Source organism: Vibrio sp. 2-1-2a, assembly GCF_032648565.1.
Lineage (GTDB): Bacteria > Pseudomonadota > Gammaproteobacteria > Enterobacterales > Vibrionaceae > Vibrio > Vibrio diabolicus.
The window spans coordinates 78008-102414 of the sequence record NZ_WBOH01000011.1 but is presented as its reverse complement, the minus strand read 5'-3'; the positions used below and the strand labels follow the sequence as shown (position 1 = coordinate 102414).

The window sequence follows — 24407 nt, the reverse complement described above, 5'->3', positions numbered from 1 at the left end:
TGAACTTCACGGTAGCGCCTGTGGCGGACATCGTGGCAGATAAAGCGACGGTTGTGGAAGACACGCCAACCATCATCAAGGTTTTAGGTAACGACACGTTCGAAGGCGACGATAAAGTGGTGTCGCTAGATACCAACAATGGTCCAGCTAACGGCACGGTCTCGGTCAACTCGGATGGCAGCGTAACCTACACGCCAAACGACAACTACCACGGTACAGACAGTTTCACCTACATCGTTACCTCCGGGGGCGTCAGTGAATCCACCACGGTGAACGTCGATGTGACGCCAGTCAACGATGCGCCAGTGGCAAAAGATGATACCGCTGTTACTGACGAAGACACGCCAGTGACAATTGATGTCCTGCCAAACGACACCGATGTGGACGGTGATACACTGTCTATCCAATCAGCGTCCGTACCTGAAGCGCAAGGTAAGGTTGTGATTGTTGATGGCAAACTGGTGTTCACACCGGCCGATAACTTCCATGGTGACGCTGAAATCACTTACACCGTCACCGATGGTTCGCTGACTGACCAAGCGAAGGTGACCGTTACAGTAAATGCGGTGAACGACACGCCTGTGGTTGAGAGTAGCATTGCAGACCAAACCTTGGCGGAAGATTTCACTCCATACACGATCGATCTGAATACGGCCTTCAGCGATGTGGATAACGTTGATGGCGAGCTGAGCTTCAGCGTTTCTGGCAACAGCAACATTCAAGTGGCGATCGTCAATGGCATTGCTACGTTCACTCCAACCGCGGACTGGAACGGCTCAGAAACCCTAACGTTTACTGCCACTGATCCAAGCGGTGAAAGCGTTAGCCAAACGGTGAACTTCACGGTTGCGCCTGTGGCGGACATCGTGGCAGACAGTGCGGATGTAGTCGAAGACACACCAACCATCATTAACGTCTTAGGTAACGACACGTTCGAAGGCGACGATAAAGTGGTGTCGCTAGATACCAATAACGGCCCAGCCAACGGCACGGTCTCGGTCAATCCGGATGGCAGCGTGACTTACACGCCAAACGACAACTACCACGGGGCAGACAGTTTCACCTACATTGTTACGTCTGGTGGGGTATCGGAGTCAACCACGGTGAACGTCGATGTCACGCCAGTGAATGACGCGCCAGTGGCGACCAATGACACGGCGATTACTGACGAAGACACACCAGTGACAATTGATGTCCTGCCAAACGACACCGATATTGATGGCGATACGCTGTCGATTGAATCGGCGTCCGTACCTGAAACACAAGGTAAGGTTGAAATTGTTGACGGCAAACTGGTGTTCACTCCGGCAGAAAACTTCAATGGTGATGCTGAGATCACTTACACCATCACCGACGGTGTGCTGACTGACCAAGCGAAGGTGACCGTTACCGTTAACCCAGTAAACGATGCACCAACCATCAAGGTTGATGCCGTGGAAGGCATCACTGAAGACGCAGTGAGCACTGATACGGTAGTGGCAACCTTAACGGTTCGCGATACTGACACGCCGGAAGATGAGCTTACGGTGTTGCTAGAAAACAACTCAAACGGTTACTTCGTGTTGGTTGGCAATGAAGTCAAGCTAACTCAAGAGGGTGTTGACGCGGTTAACAACGATGAACTCGACCTTAGAGACCTGACTATCAGCGCGTCAGTGTCGGATGGTGTTAATCCAACGGCTAGCGACAGTGATAGCTTGGTTGTGAATCGTGTTAACGATGCGCCAACAGTTGATAATGCCATTACAGATCAAGTGTTATCGGAAGATTTCGATGCATACACGATCGACTTGAATGAAGTATTCAAAGATTCCGATTCCTCGCTAGAATTCTCAGTCTCTGGCAATAACAACATCCAAATTTCTATTGTGAATGGTGTTGCTACCATCACTCCGACTGCGGATTGGAATGGCAAAGAGACAATTACGTTCACAGCTAAAGACCCAAGCGGTGAAAGCGTAAGTCAAACGGTGAACTTTACGGTAGCACCAGTAGCTGACATTGAGGCTGATAGTGCGGATGTAGTCGAAGACACACCAACCATCATTAACGTCTTAGGTAACGACACGTTCGAAGGCACTGATAAAGTGGTGTCTTTGGACGCCGATAATGGTCCTAAAAATGGCACCGTCATTGTGAATAACAACGGCACGGTGACCTACACACCAGATGACAACTACGTCGGCAAAGATACGTTCACTTATGTCGTGACATCAGGCGGTGTATCCGAATTCACTACCGTTGAAGTCAATGTGACGCCGGTCAACGACGCGCCAGTGGCGAAAGATGACATCGCTACGACACAAGAAGACACCGCAGTTACTATTGATGTTCTGCCAAACGACACTGATGTGGATGACGATAAGCTGAGTATTGAATCAGCCTCTGTACCTAAAGAGCAGGGTACGGTTGAAGTGGTGGATGGAAAACTCGTTTTCACTCCTGCAGAAAACTTCAATGGCGACGCTGAAATTACCTACATCGTAACGGATGGTCAATTGACCGACGAAGCGAAAGTGGTAGTTACCGTTAACCCAGTAAACGATGCGCCAACTATCAAAGTTGATGCCGTGGAAAGCATCACTGAAGATGCAGTGAGCACTGATACGGTAGTCGCAACCTTAACGGTTCGTGATACTGATACGCCAGAAGACCAATTAACCATTTCTCTAGAAAACAACTCAAACGGCTACTTCGTGTTGGTTGGCAATGAAGTCAAGCTAACTCAAGCGGGTGTTGACGCGGTTAACAACGATGAACTCAACCTTAAAGACCTTACTATCAGCGCGTCAGTGTCGGATGGTGTTAATCCAACGGCTAGCGACAGTGATAGCTTGGTTGTGAATCGTGTTAACGATGCGCCAACAGTTGATAATGCCATTACAGATCAAGTGTTATCGGAAGATTTCGATGCATACACGATCGACTTGAATGAAGTATTCAAAGATTCCGATTCCTCGCTAGAATTCTCAGTCTCTGGCAATAACAACATCCAAATTTCTATTGTGAATGGCGTTGCCACCATCACTCCGACTGCGGATTGGAATGGCAAAGAGACAATTACGTTCACAGCTAAAGACCCAAGTGGTGAAAGCATCAGCCAAACGGTGAACTTCACGGTAGCGCCTGTGGCGGACATCGTGGCAGATAAAGCGACGGTTGTGGAAGACACGCCGACCATCGTCAAGGTCTTAGGTAACGACACGTTCGAAGGCGACGATAAAGTGGTGTCGCTCGATACCAATAACGGACCAGCCAACGGCACGGTCGCGGTCAACCCTGACGGCAGCGTAACTTACACGCCAAACGATAACTATCACGGGGCAGACAGCTTCACCTACATCGTTACGTCTGGGGGCGTCAGTGAATCCACCATTGTTAAAGTTGATGTCACGCCAGTAAACGACAAACCTGACAGTGAAGACTTTACGCATGTGGCCGATGATCAGCTTACGCACGTTGTGTTTGATACCGATACGAAACCTTTAGGTGATGGCGACTCTCAGGATCATATAGCGGATATTGAAGATGACTTAAATAGCAACGATCTACATGTTCGGATTACTGAACTGCCAACATCAGGTACGTTGTTCTTTAAAGATAGTGACGGTGAGTTGCACGAAATTAAAGAAGTAAGCGATACGCTGTATGACAAAGACAGTCTTTACTATGAAGCTGATAATGTTGGTTTCTTATTAGGTATCAAAGATCGTCCAAATACGCCTAATGGCTCGGAATCTACAACAGATTTCAATAACTGGGGATTAAGTGAAGATGGTGGTCCATCACATTCCCGTACTGAGCATTTAGCAAATGGAGCCTCTATCACCATTTCTTCTGATAGCGGTGAGCTTGCGCAGTACAACCGCCAGGTGTCACACATCGGCAATGGTATCGCTGACAATGATGGGCAGGGTATTGAGAAAGGTGAAACGATTACGATCGATTTGTCTAATAACCCTGTGGGCAGCGTAAACCTTGGACTAGATGGACTAGGTGGATTGTTTGATTACGGTGATGACAACGCAGCGCTTATTACGGTTACATACTTAGATTCAAATAATGTCCAACAGACTCAAACGTTCGAGTTTTTGAAGCCTGAAGGCAACTTCATGCTATTCCAAGAAACAAGCGTTGGTTATGGGAAAGATCTAGCTCTTCCTGAAGGTTCGGTCATTACTCAGTTAGATTTTTCTACGAAAAATGAAGGTAACTGGGAGTTACGTTATGTAGAAGGTGTTCCTGCCGAAGACAGCTTTGGATATGTAGCCGTCGACTCTGAAAGTGGCGTTAGCGATCCATCTACAGTCAATATCGTTAATGAAATGCTAGATGGTAATGTTGCTGAAAATGGGCCAAGTCTGTCTGTGGTCGGTGATAGCGTGACTGAGGGTGACAATGTCACGTTTTCGGTTGTTCTAGATGAAGTCACCAGTACTGCTGTTAAGTACCAAGTTGATATGCTTGCTCAAGGTTCTTCAGTTGATAAGAATGACGTAAATCTATCGAATGCAACCTACACAAATGGTGTTGTTTTCTTAGGTGGTTACTTGATTGTTCCTGCAGGTATAAGTAGCTTCGAAATATCGATTCCGACTATTGATGATTTGGTTGTGGAAAGCAGCGAAACGATCGTTCTTGAGCTCGGCGGTGAAACGGGGACGGCAACAGTTCTTGATAATGATAGTTCAGAGCTTAGCGTAGTAGATGCCGGCGATGTCATTGAAGGAACTGACGCAATATTTACCGTTTTACTCTCTAACCCTGTTCAAGAGGCCGTTGTCGTCAATCTGAAGTCAACAACAAATGATAGCTATACTGCGGAAGACGTTGATCTAGGCACTATGGTAGTGACCTATGTGGATACTCATGGTCAAACTCAAACATTAGATATAGCGCCTAATGGAGACGTTACTATACCTCCAGGTGTCGCTGAAATTAAAGTCGCAGTTCCGACCAAACTAGATAATGTCCATGAAGGTGATGAGAGCTTTGGTCTGACGGTTACGGAAATCGGTAGTGTCACCAGTAATGGTATTGCAACTGGTAACGCAAATATTGTGGATTCTGATCCTGCACCTTTAGTTAGTATTAGTGCCGATCAAAACAGCGTAAATGAAGGTGAAACGGCAGGCTTTACGCTGACACTTGATAAAGTTGCAGATGAGAGCGTTACGGTTCATGTCGAATATAGTGGCGTGGCCCAAGATGGAAAAGATTTTGTTGGCGTTCTTAGTGTTGAAGTTCCTGCGGGTCAATCTTCAGCGGCTCTTGACTTACTGACGCTCACCGATGGTATTTATGAGGGCGCAGAATCTTTCACAGTAACCATTAAAGAGGTGGATGGCGCTGATGCGAGCATTGCTTCAAATAACAGCGCAAGTGTTGTGATCGTTGATGCCCAAAGTGCACCGAAAGTGACTATTAGCTCAGATCAATCCTCAGTTGATGAAGGTAGTGATGCAAAATTTATCGTCAACATTGACCAAAAAGCAGATGAAGATGTACTGGTAACATTCACAATCGGCGGAAATGTTGATGACAAAGATTATATTGCTCCAAGTACTTACACAGTCACGATTCCAGCGGGTAAAACGTCGGCGCCGATTGATATAAAAACTCTCGATGATGGTATTTACGAAGATCTTGAAAACCTAACTGTGACTCTAATTGATACGGTTGGTGCAGATTCGACGCTTGCAAGTGACTCGAATGAAGCAACAGTCTCTATTATAGATGCTCAGCACGCTCCAGAGTTTATTTCTGGCGGCGATAGTGCTGGTGACAAACCAAATGATGATGTTTACGACTTCGGGTCAGTTAACGAAAACACGGTGAGTGGGTCCATTATTGGTACGGTCGTTGCTGAAGATCACGATAATGACGTGCTTGTATACCGCTTTGCAGATGGCTCGACCACTAATGGTATTTTTGATATCGACCCGACAAGCGGAGAGATTTCATTGAACAAGACAATCGATGATGTTGACTTGGGCGATTATACGCTTCAGGTTGAGGTTATCGATGGAACTGGCGGGATTGATACTGCTGAGGTCAATGTTTCTCTGGTAAATGTGAATGATGCACCTGAATCTTCGCCTTCCGCGGTTGAGATGAGTGAAGATACCCAAGTGATGCTTGATTGGTCATCATTCGGTATTAGCGATGTGGACTCTAACGTATCAGAGCTCTCCGTCCAAATCACAACGCTTCCTAGCGATGGGTCATTAGAGTATAAAGATTCGCAAGGTGATTGGCAGTCTGTCCAAATCGATCAAGTGCTTGATAAATCGCTCTTTGATGAAAACAGTGTTCGCTTTGTACCTGAATTAAATGAGTCTGGCAGTGACAGTTTCGGCGGAAATCAAGTCGGAGACCAGGAGTCTAGTTACGCTCAAATTGGCTTTAAACCAACAGATGGACAGAGTACCGGTCAAGAGTCAACACTGACAATAGACGTAAATCCTATCGCTGATAAACCGAACTTAATCGCAGTGACGCACGAGAACTCATTACCCCAACAAGAGTTTAACGTTACAACATGGAGCAATGTTCAAGTTGGTTCTAGTAATGGCATGGGGGTCAACGGCGAGACTCTAATTGCAGCGATCAACGCTCTTGATGCAGCAGATGGAACTCAATTGAGTTGGTCAAATGTGGAAGATTTAGGGACTCATGCAACCTTAGCAAATGAGGCCGTTCTCGTTACATCTCTTGTTTATCTGGAAGCTGGTTCGAGTTACGACTTTGTCGGTCAAGCCGATGATAGCCTTGCAATCAAGTTGGGTGGTACGTTACTTGATCAAGCTCGTTGGGGTAGCGACAGTGGTGATATTAAGGGTGCTAGCTTTACCCCTTCGGTATCTGGCTTTTATCCAATTGAAATTTATCACCATAACCAAAGTGGTCCGGGTAACTTTAATGTGGATGTATCCATTAATGGACAAGCACCTGTCAATCTGAGCAACAGCAGTCTTTACGTAGTTAGTGATGAAAGTGCACTAGAAGCAACTGATATCAGAACGTCTGAACTACAAGAAGTTAATGGTGTTGCGTTTTACGAAACATATCAGCTGAACGAAGGGTTACAAGATACAGCGATACCGCTCTCTGAAATTAAAGCAAGCTTAAATGATACAGATGGCTCTGAATCACTTAAAGTCACGCTAACTGGCTTACCTGTAGGTGCGATCCTTTCAGATGGAAACAGTTCTATTACTGTAGCAACCATTGATGAAGAACTGGACGTGACAAGTTGGGCATTAGATACACTTACTGTGACTCCACCAGCTGGCTCCCATGATGACTTCACAATCAATTTGACGGCAACGAGTACAGAACACGCGAATGGTGATTCAGCAGAGTCTAACTTAGCGATCAATGTTGTAGTACATGAGAACTTACCGACGGAAACGGAAAGTGATATTGGGAAGACCAACGAAGATAGTTCGCTACAGGGTAACGTATTGCGTAATGACTTTGATGACGACAACACCCTGATGGTTGATCACATTACTATTAATGGCACTGACTATGCGGTAGGTGAAAACGTATCTTTGACCAGTGGCACTTTATTAGTAAACCAAGATGGTAGTTACGTATTTGAACCTACCGAGCACTGGTCAGGTGATGTTCCATTAATTAATTACACCACAAATACTGGCGCAACAAATACGCTTGATATCAACGTTGTCGCAGTTGCAGATGCCCCTGCGATCACGATTAATGTTGGAGAGTTAGTAAAAAGAGATGCTGTTGATCCTAATCACAACTTAGCTACTTCTGCGATAGATAAAACGCCTACAGAGAATGAACTCGTCGCTGCTGATCTTGGTTTGGATGATGTCGAGCAAAAAAATCACTCATACGCCGGAGTGATGCTAGGAGACAACAACGACAGAAGTGATACCGATAGTTTATTCGTTGGGACTGATTACAATGACACCTTCTATGGTGGCGGCGGTGATGACGTATTTATTGGCGGTGGTAATAACGACTCTTTCTATGGTGATGATGCGTCCACTATTACAGATTATGATGGCCAAGATACGGTTTACTTAACTGGAAACTTCAGTGACTACAAAATGACCTTCAAAGACGATCATGGAGGTCAAGTCCCATATTGGATTTTGCTAGATAATCGTTCTATCGATTCGGTAAACGACCACACAGGTAGTGATGATCGTGGTGATCACTTATATGAAATTGAACGAATTGTTTTTGCAGACAAAGTCGTTGAATTGAAGCCCGACGGCACCTATGAAGTGCTTCAAGAGCGTTGGATTCCCGTTGATATTAACGTTGATTTGGTTGATGTCGATGGAAGTGAAAGCTTGGCGCAAACTGTTTTTGTGGAAGGTTTGCCGGATGGTGTAGAGCTGTATATCGATGGACATGCCGTTAATCAGGACGCAAACGGTAATTACCTTGTCACTCTGGATGCTAACGGTAAGGTCTCTTTAGATATCAGAGTGCCGTTTGATTATGAAGGTAGTCTAGAGTTCCCACTAAGCGTTACCGCGACGTCGGTTGAAGAAGCAAATAATGATGCTGCTTCAACAACAGAGTCTGTTGAGCTTACAGCTCGTGACTATGTTCTAGAGTCGGGTTCACATGGGAACGATCAGATAACGGGCAGTGACGATCACGATATTATTGTTGGCGATGTCCAAGGATTGGAGATTATTGCGGGTCAGGACTACAACATCGCCTTTGTTTTGGATACTTCAGGGAGCATGGGTAACTGGGTAGGAACTGCGAAGCAAGAAGTGCTAGATGTGTTTGATGAACTGTTAAGCGCTGCAAATCAGGGTGAGAAGCCTGGAACAGTGAATATTCACCTCAGTGAGTTTGCTTCAAGTGCGTCAGCAGTTATTTCCGTTGACTTGAGTTCTCCAACAGCAAGAGATGAGTTTGTAAAAGAACTGAATAGTGCTATAGGTGATGAGGGTGACGGCGGCACAAACTATGAGGCGGGTTTACAGTCAGCTGTTGAATGGTTTAGCAGTCAACCTAACCCTAATGGCCAAAATATCACGTACTTTGTTACTGATGGTCAACCAAATAGAGCAACGCATCTCTATCATTTAGCGCCGAATGAATTCTCGAAAGTGATTTTGGATGTCGATGATTCTGGCAAGCTTGTTACCCTGCAAGATATAGTTAGTAACAGTAGTTATTCATACGGACAGACGGTTACCTACAAAGGTGACGTCGTTATAGATAGTTACGGTCAGGTATATTCACCGCTAACAGGCAGAACCCTTGGTGATATCGACAGATATAATGGTTCTATCCGTTACTACGATGAAGGTGGTAGCTCAACACAAGCTCAACATATGTATCAAGTGTTAGCAGCATTGTCTTCAGTAGAGTCGATAGGTCTTGGTAGTGGTGTTGATGAACAAACACTTAAGCAGTATGACACTGATGGTGTGGTAGAGTCAGATATCGATGTTACTAAACTTGCTGAAACGATATTGGGTCAAGATGTGCCCCTAAAACAAGGCTCAGACACTATTCAGGGTGGAGAAGGTGACGATATCTTGCTGGGTGATTTAATTGAATTTGGCGGTAATGAGCAAGGTTTGAGTGCGATTCAATCACATGTGGCACAGCAAACGGGTCAAGATGTTTCTACCATTGATGGTGAAGACATCCATGAATACGTTAAAAATAACCTAGAAGAATTCAACCAATCTCACCAAGGTGATAAGTCGGATAACTTATCTGGTGGTGCTGGCAACGATTTACTGTTTGGTCAGGGTGGTAACGACATACTCGTTGGTGGTGAAGGTGATGATATTCTGATTGGTGGTTTAGGTAATGATATCTTAACGGGAGATGAGGGCTCTGACATCTTTAAGTGGAGTGAAGTGACCAACGAGGTTGATACCGTTACTGATTTCAATAAAGATGAAGACACTCTAGACTTCTCTGATCTCTTTGATGACTTATCTAAAGATGAAATTGGTGAGCTTCTTAATGATCTTCAGTCCGGTGATCATACTGGTGATGTCGGAGAGTATCACGTAGAAGTGGCACCAGATTGCGGCTCGGAAGCGAACTTGAGTATTACGAAAGGTGGCTCGACATTGGACATCCATTTTGATGGTGCAAGTGTCGATGATGTGACTCAAAGTCTGATTGCAAGTTTAGAAGCGCAATACAAAGACATGTAGCATGTCTAGCCACAGGTGAAATTGAAAATCAAAAAAGGTCTAGCATTTTGCTAGACCTTTTACTTTTAAACTCCGTTCATTGCGATGTTAGCTCTTAGGAAGTGTCGTGAAAACGGTCCACTCTTTCTTCACTTCACCTTTGTGGCCAATCACCGTTGCGGTGACTCGACGGTTCAACGCATGACTCACTTGGTCGGTGCCTTGTGTTGCAAGTACCGTGTCTCCATAGCCGACAATGGTGACTCTATCTCCACTAATACCATTCATCATGAGTTCTTTTCTAACGTTCTCAGCGCGGCGTTTAGATAAGTCAAGATTGTGTTCTGCAGTACCAGTACGACTGGCATAGCCCTGAATCTCTATCGATGTATTTGGATACTCCTTCAAGAAGTCGGATAGTTCTCGAATTTGCTCCGTAAAGATAGGATTGATCACATCGGAATCATTCGCGAACAGAACTCGAATTTGCATTTCTTGCGAGGAGTCGACATACGAACCGCAGCCATCGTTATCAATCTCGGCACCTAAAGGAGTACCCGGACATAAATCGCGCTCATTAATGACTCCATCAGAATCATCATCAAGATGATCTGCCCACTGATCGGCAATTGGCGTATCAATATAATCATATTCATCGCCTTTATCGGATGAACTGCATGCCGAAATCATCAATGAGAGTGCAATAAGAGTTATGTATTTCATAATTAATACTCCACTTCTTCTAGCCATTCTTTAGGCATTTCAACCCTTAATGCACTCAACAGTTGACCTGTTGCGTTCATCACTCGATATTTGGCGTACTGCTCTGCGTATTTAGAATCTAAGTAGTCTTTACGTGCCTCAAAGAGTTCGTTTTCAGTATTCAATAGATCAAGCAGCGTTCGCTTACCAATGCGATATTGTTTTTCGTACGCAATAACGGTTTCAGATGCCGAGTCTACATGATCTGACAGGAACTCTTTTTGCTGTAGGGTCAAATCCAGTGCGCTCCATGAAAGCCTTAACCCTTCTTCAACATTGCGATAAGCACCTTCACGTAAGTCTTTCGCTTTATTTAACTGATAGGCGAAGTTTTCTGAGTTTGCAGCGTCACTGCCGCCATTAAATAGGTTGTAGCGTAGACGTAGCATGGCAAGTGTCTCATCACTGCGGCCTTTTAAGCCATCAGCGTCATCACGCCATGTTTGTGAAGCTTCAATGGAAATGGTTGGGTAATTAACACCTTTAGATTGTTTGTATTGAAACTTAGCAGAGTCCACGTCTGCGAGCGCGACTTGAATGACAGGGTGCAGCTCAAATGCCAAACCTACCGCTTCATCAATGGTGTATGGAATGAAATTCTGATCCGCTCTTGGAAAGATCAACCCTTGCGGGGTTTGACCCACTAAACGAGTGAACATAGTGTGAGAGTCGTACAAATTATTTTGAGCAGCTGCCAAATTACCGTGTGCTTTTGCCAAACGTGCTTCTACCTGTGTTAAGTCAGCGGTAGAGCCGATACCTGAGTTGACTCGTTTTTTAATGTCTTCGTAAATATCTTTGTGAACCGCCAAGTTATTTTCAGAAAGCTTGAGTATTTCGTAAGCTTTTACTGCGTCTAAATACACTTTGGTGACTTCAAGCGCTTTATCTGATGCATCGGCCAAAAGTTGAAATCTAACTGACTCTGCATCGGCTGCGGTACGATCGATATCATTTAAGGTTGCACTGCCATCCCATATGAGCTGAGTTAGTGTTACCGAAGCTTCCTTTCGAGTGTAATCTGTATCCCCACGTCCCACCTCGTCAGAAGGGTCTAATCCCTCGTAACCAATGCCCGCATCTAAATCAATAGAAGGTAAGTAGGCGCCCGAAGAGGCTTCATTTACGTATTTTCGACTGGTGAACTCGTTAAATGCGCTCTTAATGTCAGGATTGTTTTTTAACGTCAATGCCACGGCTTGCTCTAAAGTTTGACCGAAAACGGGTAAAGACACTATTAAACTACAGCAGCAAGCAATATTTAGTCGGTTCCATTTCACGGTATTTCTCCTAAAAATTCGTGTTGCTTTTTGCTATTTCATCTCATAACTGAGACGAAACATCATAAATAACAGTGCTTGAGTAAGGGATTTATCAACCTACTGTTAAAACTAGGCTTTTGTTTAAAAATTCCAGAATCTCGCCTTTTTAAACCTTAGCACATATGGCAAATGTTGCTCAGAAACACAGCATGTTTAGGCCAGAGAAAAGCTTGAATTCTTAATATCATAGCGTTTCGCAGCTAGCGTAACTCTATACTTTTTGAATAACTCCGCCCCTTGAGTTACCAAGCATCCCACGAGCTGCGCATACAACGAAAAAATGATGATTTTGACTAAACTATAGACGTAAATGTAGGGGTGACAAACTTTTGACTTGGTTTGAAGTGGGGCGAGGTAGATATGGATCGAGTAACTTTGAGCTCATTGATGGGCAACATCGTGGTTATCGGGCTGGATGGGGAAATTAGGACCCTAGAAGAGGGACAACTACCTCAACCAGGAGAGTTAATAATTGATGAGGTATCAGATACTTCTGAGCTTGTGATCGAGCAGGTGACACCACAAGGAAGTTCGATAAACGTAACTGATGATATCACAGCGTTAATTGAAGCAATTGCTAGTGGGGAAGACCCGACTGAGCTGGGTGAAGAGTTTGATCCTGCTGCAGGTGAAGGAAACGGGTCTAGCCCACAAAATACGGGGGCTATAGATCGCACAGGTGCTGAATTACTCGCCAGTACCAATTTTGAGACAGTGGGAACTGACGGAACAGGATTTTCAAGTACTCAGGTAGAGACGCTACTCGATATTTTCCAAATACAACCACCAGAACCAACAGCAATATCAGTTCCTGCAACAGTAATTGTTCAAGAGATTTCTAGCCCAACTGTCAATGAGGGCGATCTGGTTTCCTTCGACGTCACACTTAACCAACCAACAGAAGACAATATCAATATCACTTTTTCTCTGTTCGATCAGACTGCGACTGGTGGATCTACTGACGAGAGCGGAAGTGACTACGTCAACGAGAGTGTTCTCATAACATTTTCCGATGGCACAACAGAAGAAATCTCAGTCGATGACAACGGTATTTTTACTGTGTCGGTCCCGTTAGGTGAAAATGGTTTTACGGTTTCTCTCGATTCTATAAATGACTCTATATTCGAAGGTCCAGAAACATTTACGCTTTCTGGCAACACAGAAGAACAAAGTACACCTGCAACTGGGATTGCAACCATTGTTGATGATGGTAGTGGGCCTGGTTTAAGTCCTGATGATGATCGTCCAACGGTAACGATGAGCGATGTAGGGACGATTAATGAAGGTGAGTTAGCCAGCTTTAAAGTGTCTTTATCTAATCCATCAGCTACAGATGTTGAGGTCGAACTAAGTCTCAACCTCGGTGATACCGAAGCCGGCGACTTAGGCACCTTGGAATACAACACCGGAAGCGGTTGGGTTGCAGTGCCAAACGATGGCGTGGTAACGGTGCCAGCCGGGCAAACTGAGTTTGATGTGCGCATTGCTTCCATTGATGACGCCGTTTACGAAGGCCCTGAAGATTTCAGTGTTACGGTAACGGGCATTGGGGCGGTGCAAGGCAGCGATACAGGTACGGCAACGATAGTGGACGACGGCAGTGGTCCGGGCCCCGATCCGGACGATGATCGCCCAAGTGTGAATATTACGGATGCTGGCACCATTAATGAGGGTGAGACAGCGAACTTCAAAGTCACTTTATCGAACGCGTCTGAAGCGGAAACGCAAGTAGAGTTGGGTCTTAATCTTGGCGATACCGTGGTTGGAGACTTGGGCTCCCTAGAATACAACACGGGAAGTGGTTGGGTTGCAGTGCCAAATGATGGTGCGGTGACCGTGCCAGCAGGGCAAACCGAGTTTGATGTGCGCATTGCTTCCATTGATGACGCCGTTTATGAAGGTCCTGAAGATTTCAGCGTGACGGTAACTGGCATCGGGGCGGTGCAAGGCAGCGATACGGGCACGGCGACGATTGTGGATGACGGCAGTGGCCCGGGCCCCGATCCAGACGATGACCGCCCGAGTGTGACTATTACCGACGCTGGCACCATTAATGAAGGTGATACGGCGAACTTCAAAGTGACGCTGTCGAATGCCTCCGAGTCCACTGTTCAAGTCGAGCTAGGCCTCAACTTGAGTGATACCGAAGTCGGTGACTTGGGCACCTTAGAATACAACACGGGAAGTGGTTGGGTTGCAGTGCCAAATAATGGCGTGGTGACCGTGCCAGCCGGGCAGACTGAGTTTGATGTGCGTATCGCTTCCATTGATGACGCCGTTTATGAAGGCCCAGAGGATTTCAGCGTTACGGTGACGGGCATTGGGGCGGTGCAAGGCAGCGATACGGGCACGGCGACGATTGTGGATGACAGCAGTGGCCCGGGCCCCGATCCAGACGATGACCGTCCGAGTGTGGCTATTACCGACGCAGGCACCATTAATGAGGGTGAGACTGCGAACTTCAAAGTGACTCTGTCGAATGCCTCAGAGTCTACTGTTCAAGTTGAACTTGGCCTCAACTTAGGCGATACCGAAGCCGGAGACTTAGGTACCTTAGAATACAACACGGGCTCTGGTTGGGTTGCGGTGCCAAACGACGGTGTGGTGACGGTGCCAGCCGGGCAGGCTCAGTTTGATGTGCGTATCGCTTCCATTGATGACGCGGTGTACGAAGGTCCAGAAGATTTCAGTGTTACGGTGACGGGCATTGGGGCGGTGCAAGGCAGCGATACGGGTACGGCGACGATAGTGGATGACGGCCGTGGCCCTGGACCTGATCCCGATGATGACCGCCCAAGTGTGACTATTACGGATGCTGGCACCATTAATGAAGGTGAAACAGCTAACTTCAAAGTGACGCTGTCGAATGCCTCCGAGTCCACTGTTCAAGTTGAACTCGGCCTCAACTTAGGCGATACCGAAGCCGGAGACTTAGGTACCTTAGAATACAACACGGGCTCCGGTTGGGTTGCGGTGCCAAACGATGGCGTGGTGACGGTGCCTGCCGTGCAGACTGAGTTTGATGTGCGTATCGCTTCCATTGATGATGCGGTGTACGAAGGTCCGGAAGATTTCAGTGTTACGGTAACGGGCATTGGCGCAGTACAAGGCAGTGATACGGGCACGGCGACGATTGTGGATGACGGCAGTGGTCCAGGTCCCGATCCAGATGATGACCGTCCGAATGTCTACATCGTTGAAGATAGCGTGGGTGTTAACGAAGGTACCGATGCTGTGTATACCGTTAGATTGTCGGCGGCGGCCGATATCGATGTGACCGTCAGTTTGAACACCTCAACCGACGGCAGCAACACAGCGGAAGCGGACGATATAGGTAGCTTTGTGGTGACCCTTGCTGATGGTGTGACTGTGGTGAATGCCAACAGTGACGGTACGTATACCATTCCCGCCGGTGAGAACGAGCTGAAAGTCACTGTGCCAACCACAGATGATGGCGTCTACGAAGGGGATGAAACCTTCACTGTGGCGGTACAAGGTGACACGGGCGTCCTAGGCAGTGACAGTGCGCTGGGCATTATTTACGACGGTGGTAACGGCCCTAGTCCCGATCCAGACGATGACCGTCCAAGTGTCTATATTGTCGAAGATAGCGTGGGCGTGAATGAAGGTACTGAGGCTGTGTATACCGTCCGGTTGTCGGAGGCTGCCGATATTAACGTGACGGTAAGGTTGAGCACATCAACAGGAGGAACTAATACGGCAGAGCCTGGCGACATTGGTGCTATTAAGCTGACATTATCTGATGGAGTAACTGTGGTGACCGCCAACAGTGATGGCACGTATACTATCCCAGCAGGTGAAACCGATCTCAAACTGTTTGTCCCAACCACGGACGACGATGTGTATGAAGGAGATGAAACCTTCACGGTTGCAGTGCAAGGTGCAACTGGAGTACTTGGTACTGACACTGCGTTGGGCATTATTTACGACGGCGGTAACGGCCCTGGTCCCGATCCAGACGATGACCGTCCAAGTGTCTATATTGTCGAAGATAGCGTGGGCGTGAATGAAGGTACTGAGGCTGTGTATACCGTCCGGTTGTCGGAGGCTGCCGATATTGACGTGACGGTAAGGTTGAGCACATCAACAGGAGGAACTAATACGGCAGAGCCTGGCGACATTGGTGCTATTAAGCTGACATTATCTGATGGAGTAACTGTGGTGACCGCCAACAGTGATGGCACGTATACTATCCCAGCAGGTGAAACCGATCTCAAACTGTTTGTCCCAACCACGGACGACGATGTGTATGAAGGAGATGAAACCTTCACGGTTGCAGTGCAAGGTGCAACTGGAGTACTTGGTACTGACACTGCGTTGGGCATTATTTACGACGGCGGTAACGGCCCTGGTCCTGACCCGGATGATGATCGCCCGACTGTATCTATCTCAGATGCAGGTATCGTAGATGAGGGTGATATCGCGACGTTTACCGTGTCATTGAGTAATGCTTCGGAAGGTACAGTCCAGGTGCAGTTGACCTTAAACCCGGACGAAACAGAAGTGGATGATCTTGGCTCGCTAGAATATAACACCGGAGCAGGTTGGGTTGCTGTGCCTGTCGATGGCATCGTAACAGTGCCAACAATGCTTACCGAATTTGATGTGCGCATTGCGACCATTGATGATGAAGTTTATGAAGGTCTGGAAGACTTCAGCGTGACCGTGACGGGTTTGGGCGCAGTTCAGGGCACCGATACTGGTTTGGCGACCATTGTGGATGATGGCACTAAAACGGACGACGATCGACCAACTGTGTCTATCTCGGACGCGGGTACCATTGATGAAGGTAGTTTCGCTACATTTACCGTGTCATTGAGTAATGCCTCAGAGGCAGCGCTCCAGGTTCAGTTAACGCTGAATCTGGATGAAACAGAAGTCGGTGACCTTGGCACTCTAGAGTACAACACCGGTTCAGGTTGGGTAAGTGTACCTGTAAGCGGCATTGTGACGGTGCCGGCAGGTATGACGGAATTTGATCTACGCATCGAATCAATTGATGACGGTGTGTACGAAGGCCCTGAAGATTTCAGCGTTACAGTAACTGGCTTGGGAGCAGTGCAAGGCAGCGATACTGGTCTGGCGACCATCGTGGATAACTCACCACCTACAGCCCGTGATTTCATCATTTCGCTCGATGTTCAAAATGGTATTTTCCCGGTTCAGGATGTTGAATTTGATGGAATAACGACGTCTGGGGAACAGCGTGTTGAAGATCTCGAAGATGACGCAGTTACTGCAAATGATGATGATATTTTAATTCAGGTCGTTAGCCTTCCTGAACACGGTGAACTGTATTATGTGGATGGAAATGGACAGGAAGTCATTATAGACGAAACCACACAGTTCCCTGAAAACACAGAGGTTAAGTATCGTCTGACTGAAGATTTCTTTGAGGAGCAGAGCTTTGACTCAGCCGACCTTCTTGAAGAACAAGGGAAAGATATCTTGGTGGGATCCTACACTCCTCCTAACTCGAACTTAACGTTCACTGGAGGCCAGATCATCACCATTGGCAACAGCATCATCTTTGATTCCGACGCTCAGATTTCAGTCGATTTTGCGAATCAACAAGTCGGGTTGGTTGTCGTTTCGCCAAATGAAACGGGTCAGGGTGATGAAATCAGTACTGGTGAATATATTACGTTAGAACTGGATGAGGATTTATCAGCTAACGAAGCGAAACTGAACTTAGCCAGTCTGAATGACCGCTTCAACAGTGGTGGTGCATGGTTAACGGCATACATCTTCCTAAATGGTGCACTTGTTGATGTTCAGCAGTTTTACTCAACGGATATTACTTATACCAGCAACCACGAAGGTTCTATTACCGTTGCGTTAGCAAATGGCAGCTTTGATGAAATTCGACTTACTCCAGAAACCGATAGCGCGAGTGATAAAGCGGGCTTTACCTTGGTGGGAACTGAAATCACCAGTTTTACTGACGTGAACGATGACTTTACCTACCAAGCTATTGACACTGATGGTGCGGTAAGTAACGAAGCTACGGTAGCGGTTGATTTCGAGAACGTCACGGTAGACGCTGTCACGGCGCTTGGTTATCAAACCATGGCCTTAAATTCGGATCTGAATCTGGTTATGGGGACAGATGGCGATGATATTCTGGTTGGTACTGAAGGCAATGACCTGATCATCGGTGGTTTAGGTAATGATATCTTGACTGGCGGTGAAGGTGATGACGTATTCAAATGGACAGAAATGCAATCCGCAACTGATACCGTGACAGATTTCAGTGACGGGGATCAGCTTGATTTTACCGATGTATTTGACGATATGAGTGGTACGGATATCTCCGCCTTGCTTGATGATCTTGGTTCGGGTGACTATCGCGGCAGTGTGGATGACATTTCCGTTGAAGTGACTGAAAGTGGAGGTAACTCGACGTTGACCATCAACAAAGATGGACAACAGCTAGAGGTTAACTTTGATGGTGCCTCTGCAGCCGATATTGCCAATAGTCTGATTTCTAATCTCGATCAATTACGAGAATAGATGGCCAAAGATAAAAAACGGAGCGTTTTTTCGCTCCGTTTTTTTATTTAATAATACGGTAAACTAACACTGTGATTACAGAACTTTACATGCAAAACCTTTCAGGTAGAAACCTTCCGGGTATGCTGTATCGGTTGGGTGGTCAGCAGCTTGTTCAAAGCGCTCCACAAACTTTACTTGGCGGTTAGCATCTAAGGCTGCGTCAGCAATGATTTTCTGGAACAAAACTTGATCCATTAAGCCAGAGCACGAATAGGTCAGTAGCGTACCGCCAGGTTTTAGGATTTGCATTGCTAGCATGTTGATGTCTTTGTAACCACGACATGCGCCGTTTAGTTGGGCTTTACTGTCTGCAAACTTAGGTGGATCCATGATAACCACATCGAACTGAGTTCCTTGGTCACGATACTCACGAAGTAGTTTAAACACGTCTGCGTTTAGGAACACGGCACGCTTCTTCGAGATATCAAATTCATTCAGTTCTGCGTTGAACTTCGCAGTGTCTAGAGCAGGTTGTGATACGTCAGCGTTTATCACACGCTTTGCATCACCTTTCAGAGCGTAAAGTCCGAAGCCACCTGTGTAAGAGAAGCAGTTAAGAACTTCTTTGCCTTTCACATATTTCATCGCTTGCTGGCGACTATCACGTTGATCCAGGTAGAAACCTGTTTTATGACCGCCAACGATATCTACACTAATCTTTACGCCATTTTCTTCGATGACGACCGATTTAGGTGGCTCTTCGCCGTGCAAGACGCCCGTGGTTTCTTTCAAACCCTCTTTCTTACGTACCGCGACGTCAGAACGCTCGTACACATTACAATCAGGGAAGCACTCAACTAGAGCATCAACAATGGCCTGTTTATTGTGTTCTGCGCCAGCACTGAGAAGTTGACACACAAAAAAGTTTTGGTAACGGTCAATCGTAACGCCTGGCATACCATCAGACTCTGCCGCGATAAGGCGGTAACCCGTAAGGCCATCACGTTCGATAATGTCTTCACGAAGAAGTTGTGCGTCTTTTAATCGTTTTACGAAAAATGCGGTGTCGATCTCTTCTTTATCAAAACTCCAAATACGAGCACGAATTTGTGAAGCTGGCGAATATGCCGCTTTAGCTAGCCATTTACCGTCGTGAGTGAATACATCAACCGTTTCGCCAAGAGCGGGTTCGCCCTCAACTTTGTTGATGCCTCGAGAGAAGATCCAAGGGTGCTTGCGCTTGACCGATTTCTCACGACCTTTTACCAAATAGATAGCAGCTGTCATTTCTTTAGCTCTTGTTGAATTTTGAAAGGGGCGTATTGTCCGGGATGTGAATGGTAAAAGCAATATCCCTCGGCAATCCAGTACATTGTAGTGGCTTTTAAATACAAAAAAGGGTCACTAAAGTAACCCTTTTATTTGAACTGGTCGTAACAGATTACGTTGCTACGCTTTAAGTCCAGTAAGGAGCGACTCCATGGTGTCGCTTTGCTTACGCAGTTGATCCACGTTTTGTGAAGTCGTGCTGATCATATTGCACACGTTATCTGCTTGAACTCGAATCTCTTCAACGCTTGAGGCGATATTGTCCGCGACTACACCTTGTTCTTCAGCCGCTGTTGCAATTTGAATGCTACTGTCGGAGATAGTTTGATTTTTATCTGCCAAAGAGCCGATTTCGTGATTCACTTCCGTCATGAGGTTTTGTCCCTCATTTGCATTGTTGACAGTCACTTCCATCAGTTTAGTAAGTGATTGACTGTTACGCTGTAATGATTCGATCATCGTTTGGATTTCAACCGTCGCTTGCTGAGTGCGTCCCGCAAGAGCGCGAACCTCATCCGCAACGACCGCAAATCCACGACCTTGCTCACCAGCACGTGCTGCTTCAATGGCTGCGTTCAATGCAAGTAGGTTAGTTTGCTCGGAAATCCCATTAATGGTTGTCACGACTTCATCAATTTGTGCGGCATTGGCATCTAACTCCGCTACTGCTTGAGACGCAGATTGAATCTCATTAGAGAGGTTCGAAATCGAGTGAAGCGTATTCTCTACTTTTACTTGTCCAGACTGAGCCACGCTGCGCGCATCATCGGTTTGCGCGCTTGAATCGTGAGCTAATGTCGCGACTTCTCGAATCGTTGATGCCATCTGTTCCGTTGCACTCGCAAGAGAGTTGAGGTGCTCTTGTTGCGTCGCAGAAATATCTGAACTGTGATGAATTGATTGATTCAGGTCTGAGCTAATTTGTTGCATTAACGCCACAGACTCTTGAATCGACAGCACCATTTGTTGCTCTCGTTCTGCAACTTTGTCTATCGTAATAGCAATTTCACTAAACTCGTCGCGAACTGGGAAGAAGTTCATTCTCGCGGTTAGGTCACCATCCGCTAGGGTGTTTAATGCTTTATTCATCGTGAACATTGCGCCGCCGATAAACGTCATGATGTAGTAAACGCCAAGCGCGAGAATAAACAAGCTCACACAGATGATGCTCACTTGAGTCGTTGATAGGGCAGTCCATAGAGAAAGTTCATGGTTTGCAACCAAGCTGTACGCACCATTTAGAACAGACACGGATTGCGGACCAGAGCCAAGAGAAACGGTTTCTGAACCAGCTATGAGGTTTGCTACTTGCGATTGAGAAAGGTTGCCTGCCTCTATCAGACCTTTCATAAGCATGAGCTCTTCTTGGTACATACTTGAGATCAACGTATTAGCCGCGCTATTAAGGACGAGAGTGAGAATGACTAAAGCAAGAAGAGGGAGAACGAAGAGCAAATAGAACTTTTCTTGAATCTTTAAGTGAATGAGATACTTATCAATCCAGCGGAATGGAATTTCTTTCATAATTATAATAACCGTGCAAAAACCCACTATCCTTAGTGGGGTGAATAGACGAAAAGAATATATCACTCAGTAAAAAGAAGCGGTACAAAGATGAACGTAAAGTGTGAGAGATTTATAGTAAAAGGTCACGTTCAAGGCGTCGGCTTTCGTTACCATACTTCCCATCAAGGATTGAAACTGAGTTTGACGGGTTACGCGAAGAACCTAAACGATGGTGATGTTGAAGTGATGGCGTGTGGAACAGACGCACAAATAGCTGCGTTTTCCGAGTGGTTGAAAGAAGGCCCGCGAACGGCAACAGTAGAGAGTGTGATACAGGAGTCTGCGTCATATAAGCCGTTGCGCGGTTTTAAGATTTTGTAAATTCTACAAGCATTTAGCTGGCTTTGGTAGGCCGGCTAATTTAGTCGCTTGTTTGGCTGGCCCCTTTTTAAACAGCTTGAATAGATACTTACTGTTACCTTTTTCTGGGCCGTGCGCTTTTTCCATTGCTTTGACAAGCATACGCACAGCAGGGGAAGTATTAAACTCTTCATAAAAATCTCGCACAAAGTGCACAACTTCCAAATGAGCATCCGTAAGCTCGATGTCTTCTTCTTTTGCTAAAAGCTCAATCATACCTTCTTCCCATTGAGTATGATCCAGTAAGTAGCCTTGAGCATCAGTTTCAATTTCTTTGCCGTTGTAAACGAACATAACGTTTTATCCGTTAAGTGAACATGGATGTTTATAGATTAGCGACAGGTGAGGATGTTCTCAACAAAAGAATCTCGAAGTAGTGCCGAGCGAAGCAAAAGCGTACAAAATGGTGAGTGCTTTTTGACTGAGCCAGGTGCTTTGATATAAATGCTCTTTTATTCAAATAAATAGGAAACTATTCAGTTTGTTAGAAATTTTTCGGGGTGAGTACTCGGGAGTTTGCATAGATATACACAAACGTCTCAATTTATGATTGGTTTGTCAGTTAAATTGGCCGTTTTAGATAGGTCAATCACAACGAGCGTAAACAAGGTTAAAATCAAGAGAATAAATTTTAAAGAATCGTTATGTTTTTGAGGGTTTAATAATGACTGGGAGCTATTAAACTGGATATGGAATGGTCGGATCTTTTAGTTTCAATTGGATGGGCGTTGTTGCAAGCCAGCTTTACGATATTCTCTTTTCTCTGTTTGATGGGAGCTGTACAACATAAACCTTTAAAAAAGAAATATGCTTGGCTGCGTTACTTTTACGGACCACTCCTTTTTGTGAGTTGGGGAGCCATGCTACTGACGCCAGCAATATCAGCATATAGGCTATTTAGTGTCGCTGAGGAATCACTCGTCTGGTTACCTGCGCTCAAGATGTTCAGTTACTGGTGGGTTGCGTTTGGAGTATTTTGCATTTTGTTATTAGTTGATGAGCGACTACGAGCTTAAGATCAGTATTCCTTAAATAAAACACCTAAATACAAAATTGCCAGTTGGGCTTACTAACTGGATATAAATGGCAGAGCAGTACGGTTTTATCGAAGAACTTGTTTGAATTAGATGTCTAATAAGTGCAATTTTATATGCGAGTGAATAGCTTACGACGTTGTGTTTGTTCTTATAGACCGATATTCTCTTGGTTGATAAGCAACCTACATTCTGGTTGTAAACAATAACGATGACAAGGAGTTAGTCATGTCGAAACAACGTTACATTGAAATAAATGACAACGTCAAATCCATTTGGTCTATTGAGCGTATTTGGGAGCTCGCGGAGTCCCTACCTGTAGAGGAAATTGCTATTGATGATATCAAAGGCCCTAATGAAGTGACCTGGTTTAGTGATGATGGACCACAGCCAACCTGTCGTGAGATCGCGAAGCATTGCCAACGCATCAACAATGCCGATTTGTCGTATCCCGTAATTTTAACCAATGATTACCGTGTTTTTGATGGTATGCACCGAATTGCTAAGCAAATCATGTTGGGTGAAGATACGATTAAAGTGAGACGTTTTAGAGAAAATCCTGAGGCTGATGAAGTTATCGAGTTAGCAGTCGAACAGGCGTAATGCACTTAACCACTAGCAAAGAAAAAGCCCGAAGGAATTACCTTCGGGCTTCTAGTATTCACCTTAGAGCGAACGATTAATCGTCGTTCATAATACCTAGAATGCTTAGTAGGCTAGTGAACAAGTTAAGGATGTTTAGGTACATCGAAATTGTCGCACTAATGTAGTTAGTTTCTTCGCCGCGAACGATACGGCTTGTATCAAACAAGATGAAACCAGAGAACACTAGTGCAGAGACGCTGCTTATTACTAGTTGGGCCATTGTTGAACCAACGAAAATGTTAATCAGCATCGCCACGATAACAATGATCAAACCTGCCATCAGGAAGTTACGTATGAAAGAGAAATCTTTCTTGCTCGAAATGGTGTAAGCCGATAGGCCTAGAAACACCATGCCAGTCAACCCTAGAGCTTGAGCAATGATCGTTGGACCGTTTGGAATCGATGCGTAGTAGTTAAGCATTGGACCTAAAGCACCACCCATTAGAGTTGTGAAAACAAATGTCCAAACGATACCAGATGATGAGTTGATTGCTTTTGGCATGACAAAGAACAAAATACCAATCGCTGCAATTTGCATCACGATCGCCATGATTGGTGAAATTTGCATTGCCATTGTTGCCACTGCTGCGATCGCACTGGTCATCAGTGTCATCGACAGTAGGAAGTAAGTGTTTTTCAGTACTTTGTTAGTTTCAAGTGTGTTGGGAACACTTGTTGAACGAGTAAACATTGGACTGTTCATAATTATCCTC

General features: G+C 45.7%; 11 protein-coding genes and 1 pseudogene. 6 read left to right on the top strand and 6 right to left on the bottom strand.

The features are described 5' to 3' along the window. Positions 1-4685, top strand: a pseudogene (locus tag F7Y48_RS23660) (tandem-95 repeat protein); the annotation flags it as partial. A gap of 159 nt (positions 4686-4844) precedes the next feature. Beyond that, entirely contained in the window at positions 4845-10181 is a 5337-nt protein-coding gene (locus F7Y48_RS23655) for a Calx-beta domain-containing protein (RefSeq protein WP_410483280.1), read from the top strand. A gap of 87 nt (positions 10182-10268) precedes the next feature. On the opposite strand, the gene F7Y48_RS20890 is transcribed toward F7Y48_RS23655, so the two are convergent. Further along, positions 10269-10883 carry an OmpA family protein gene (locus F7Y48_RS20890; protein ID WP_006741557.1) on the bottom strand — a complete coding sequence of 205 codons (615 nt, stop codon included), beginning with the start codon at positions 10881-10883 and terminating at the stop codon, positions 10269-10271. Positions 10884-10885: 2 nt separating this feature from the next. Then, complete coding sequence (locus tag F7Y48_RS20885; RefSeq protein WP_048626423.1) at positions 10886-12202, bottom strand: TolC family outer membrane protein; 1317 nt, start codon at positions 12200-12202, stop codon at positions 10886-10888. A gap of 402 nt (positions 12203-12604) precedes the next feature. Here F7Y48_RS20885 and F7Y48_RS20880 point away from each other — a divergent pair, with 402 nt between their 5' ends. Then, entirely contained in the window at positions 12605-18778 is a 6174-nt protein-coding gene (locus F7Y48_RS20880; protein ID WP_316685345.1) for a Calx-beta domain-containing protein, read from the top strand. 75 nt (positions 18779-18853) lie between these two features. Here F7Y48_RS20880 and F7Y48_RS20875 read toward each other — a convergent pair whose 3' ends face one another. Both F7Y48_RS20875 and F7Y48_RS20870 read right to left on the bottom strand, forming a co-directional pair. Then, entirely contained in the window at positions 18854-20047 is a 1194-nt protein-coding gene (locus F7Y48_RS20875; protein WP_046876203.1) for a class I SAM-dependent methyltransferase, read from the bottom strand. Positions 20048-20209: 162 nt separating this feature from the next. Continuing rightward, positions 20210-21613 carry a methyl-accepting chemotaxis protein gene (locus F7Y48_RS20870; RefSeq protein WP_046876204.1) on the bottom strand — a complete coding sequence of 468 codons (1404 nt, stop codon included), beginning with the start codon at positions 21611-21613 and terminating at the stop codon, positions 20210-20212. Positions 21614-21703: 90 nt separating this feature from the next. Here F7Y48_RS20870 and yccX point away from each other — a divergent pair, with 90 nt between their 5' ends. After that, on the top strand, positions 21704-21976 hold the full coding sequence (gene yccX / locus F7Y48_RS20865; protein WP_316685344.1) for an acylphosphatase: 273 nt from the start codon (positions 21704-21706) through the stop codon (positions 21974-21976). Positions 21977-21979: 3 nt separating this feature from the next. On the opposite strand, the gene F7Y48_RS20860 is transcribed toward yccX, so the two are convergent. Then, positions 21980-22309, bottom strand: coding sequence for a TusE/DsrC/DsvC family sulfur relay protein (locus F7Y48_RS20860; protein WP_005377396.1), 330 nt, complete (start codon positions 22307-22309; stop codon positions 21980-21982). A gap of 395 nt (positions 22310-22704) precedes the next feature. On the opposite strand from F7Y48_RS20860, the gene F7Y48_RS20855 reads away from it, so the two are divergent. Next, the gene (locus F7Y48_RS20855; protein ID WP_124008892.1) at positions 22705-23031 is read left to right on the top strand and encodes a hypothetical protein; all 327 of its coding nucleotides are present in this window, start codon (positions 22705-22707) and stop codon (positions 23029-23031) included. A 246-nt stretch (positions 23032-23277) separates the two neighbouring features. Then, entirely contained in the window at positions 23278-23652 is a 375-nt protein-coding gene (locus tag F7Y48_RS20850) for a hypothetical protein (protein WP_005396572.1), read from the top strand. 76 nt (positions 23653-23728) lie between these two features. On the opposite strand, the gene F7Y48_RS20845 is transcribed toward F7Y48_RS20850, so the two are convergent. After that, positions 23729-24397, bottom strand: a complete 669-nt coding sequence (locus F7Y48_RS20845) for a Bax inhibitor-1/YccA family protein (protein ID WP_316685343.1) — start codon at positions 24395-24397, stop codon at positions 23729-23731. Positions 24398-24407: the final 10 nt, after the last annotated feature.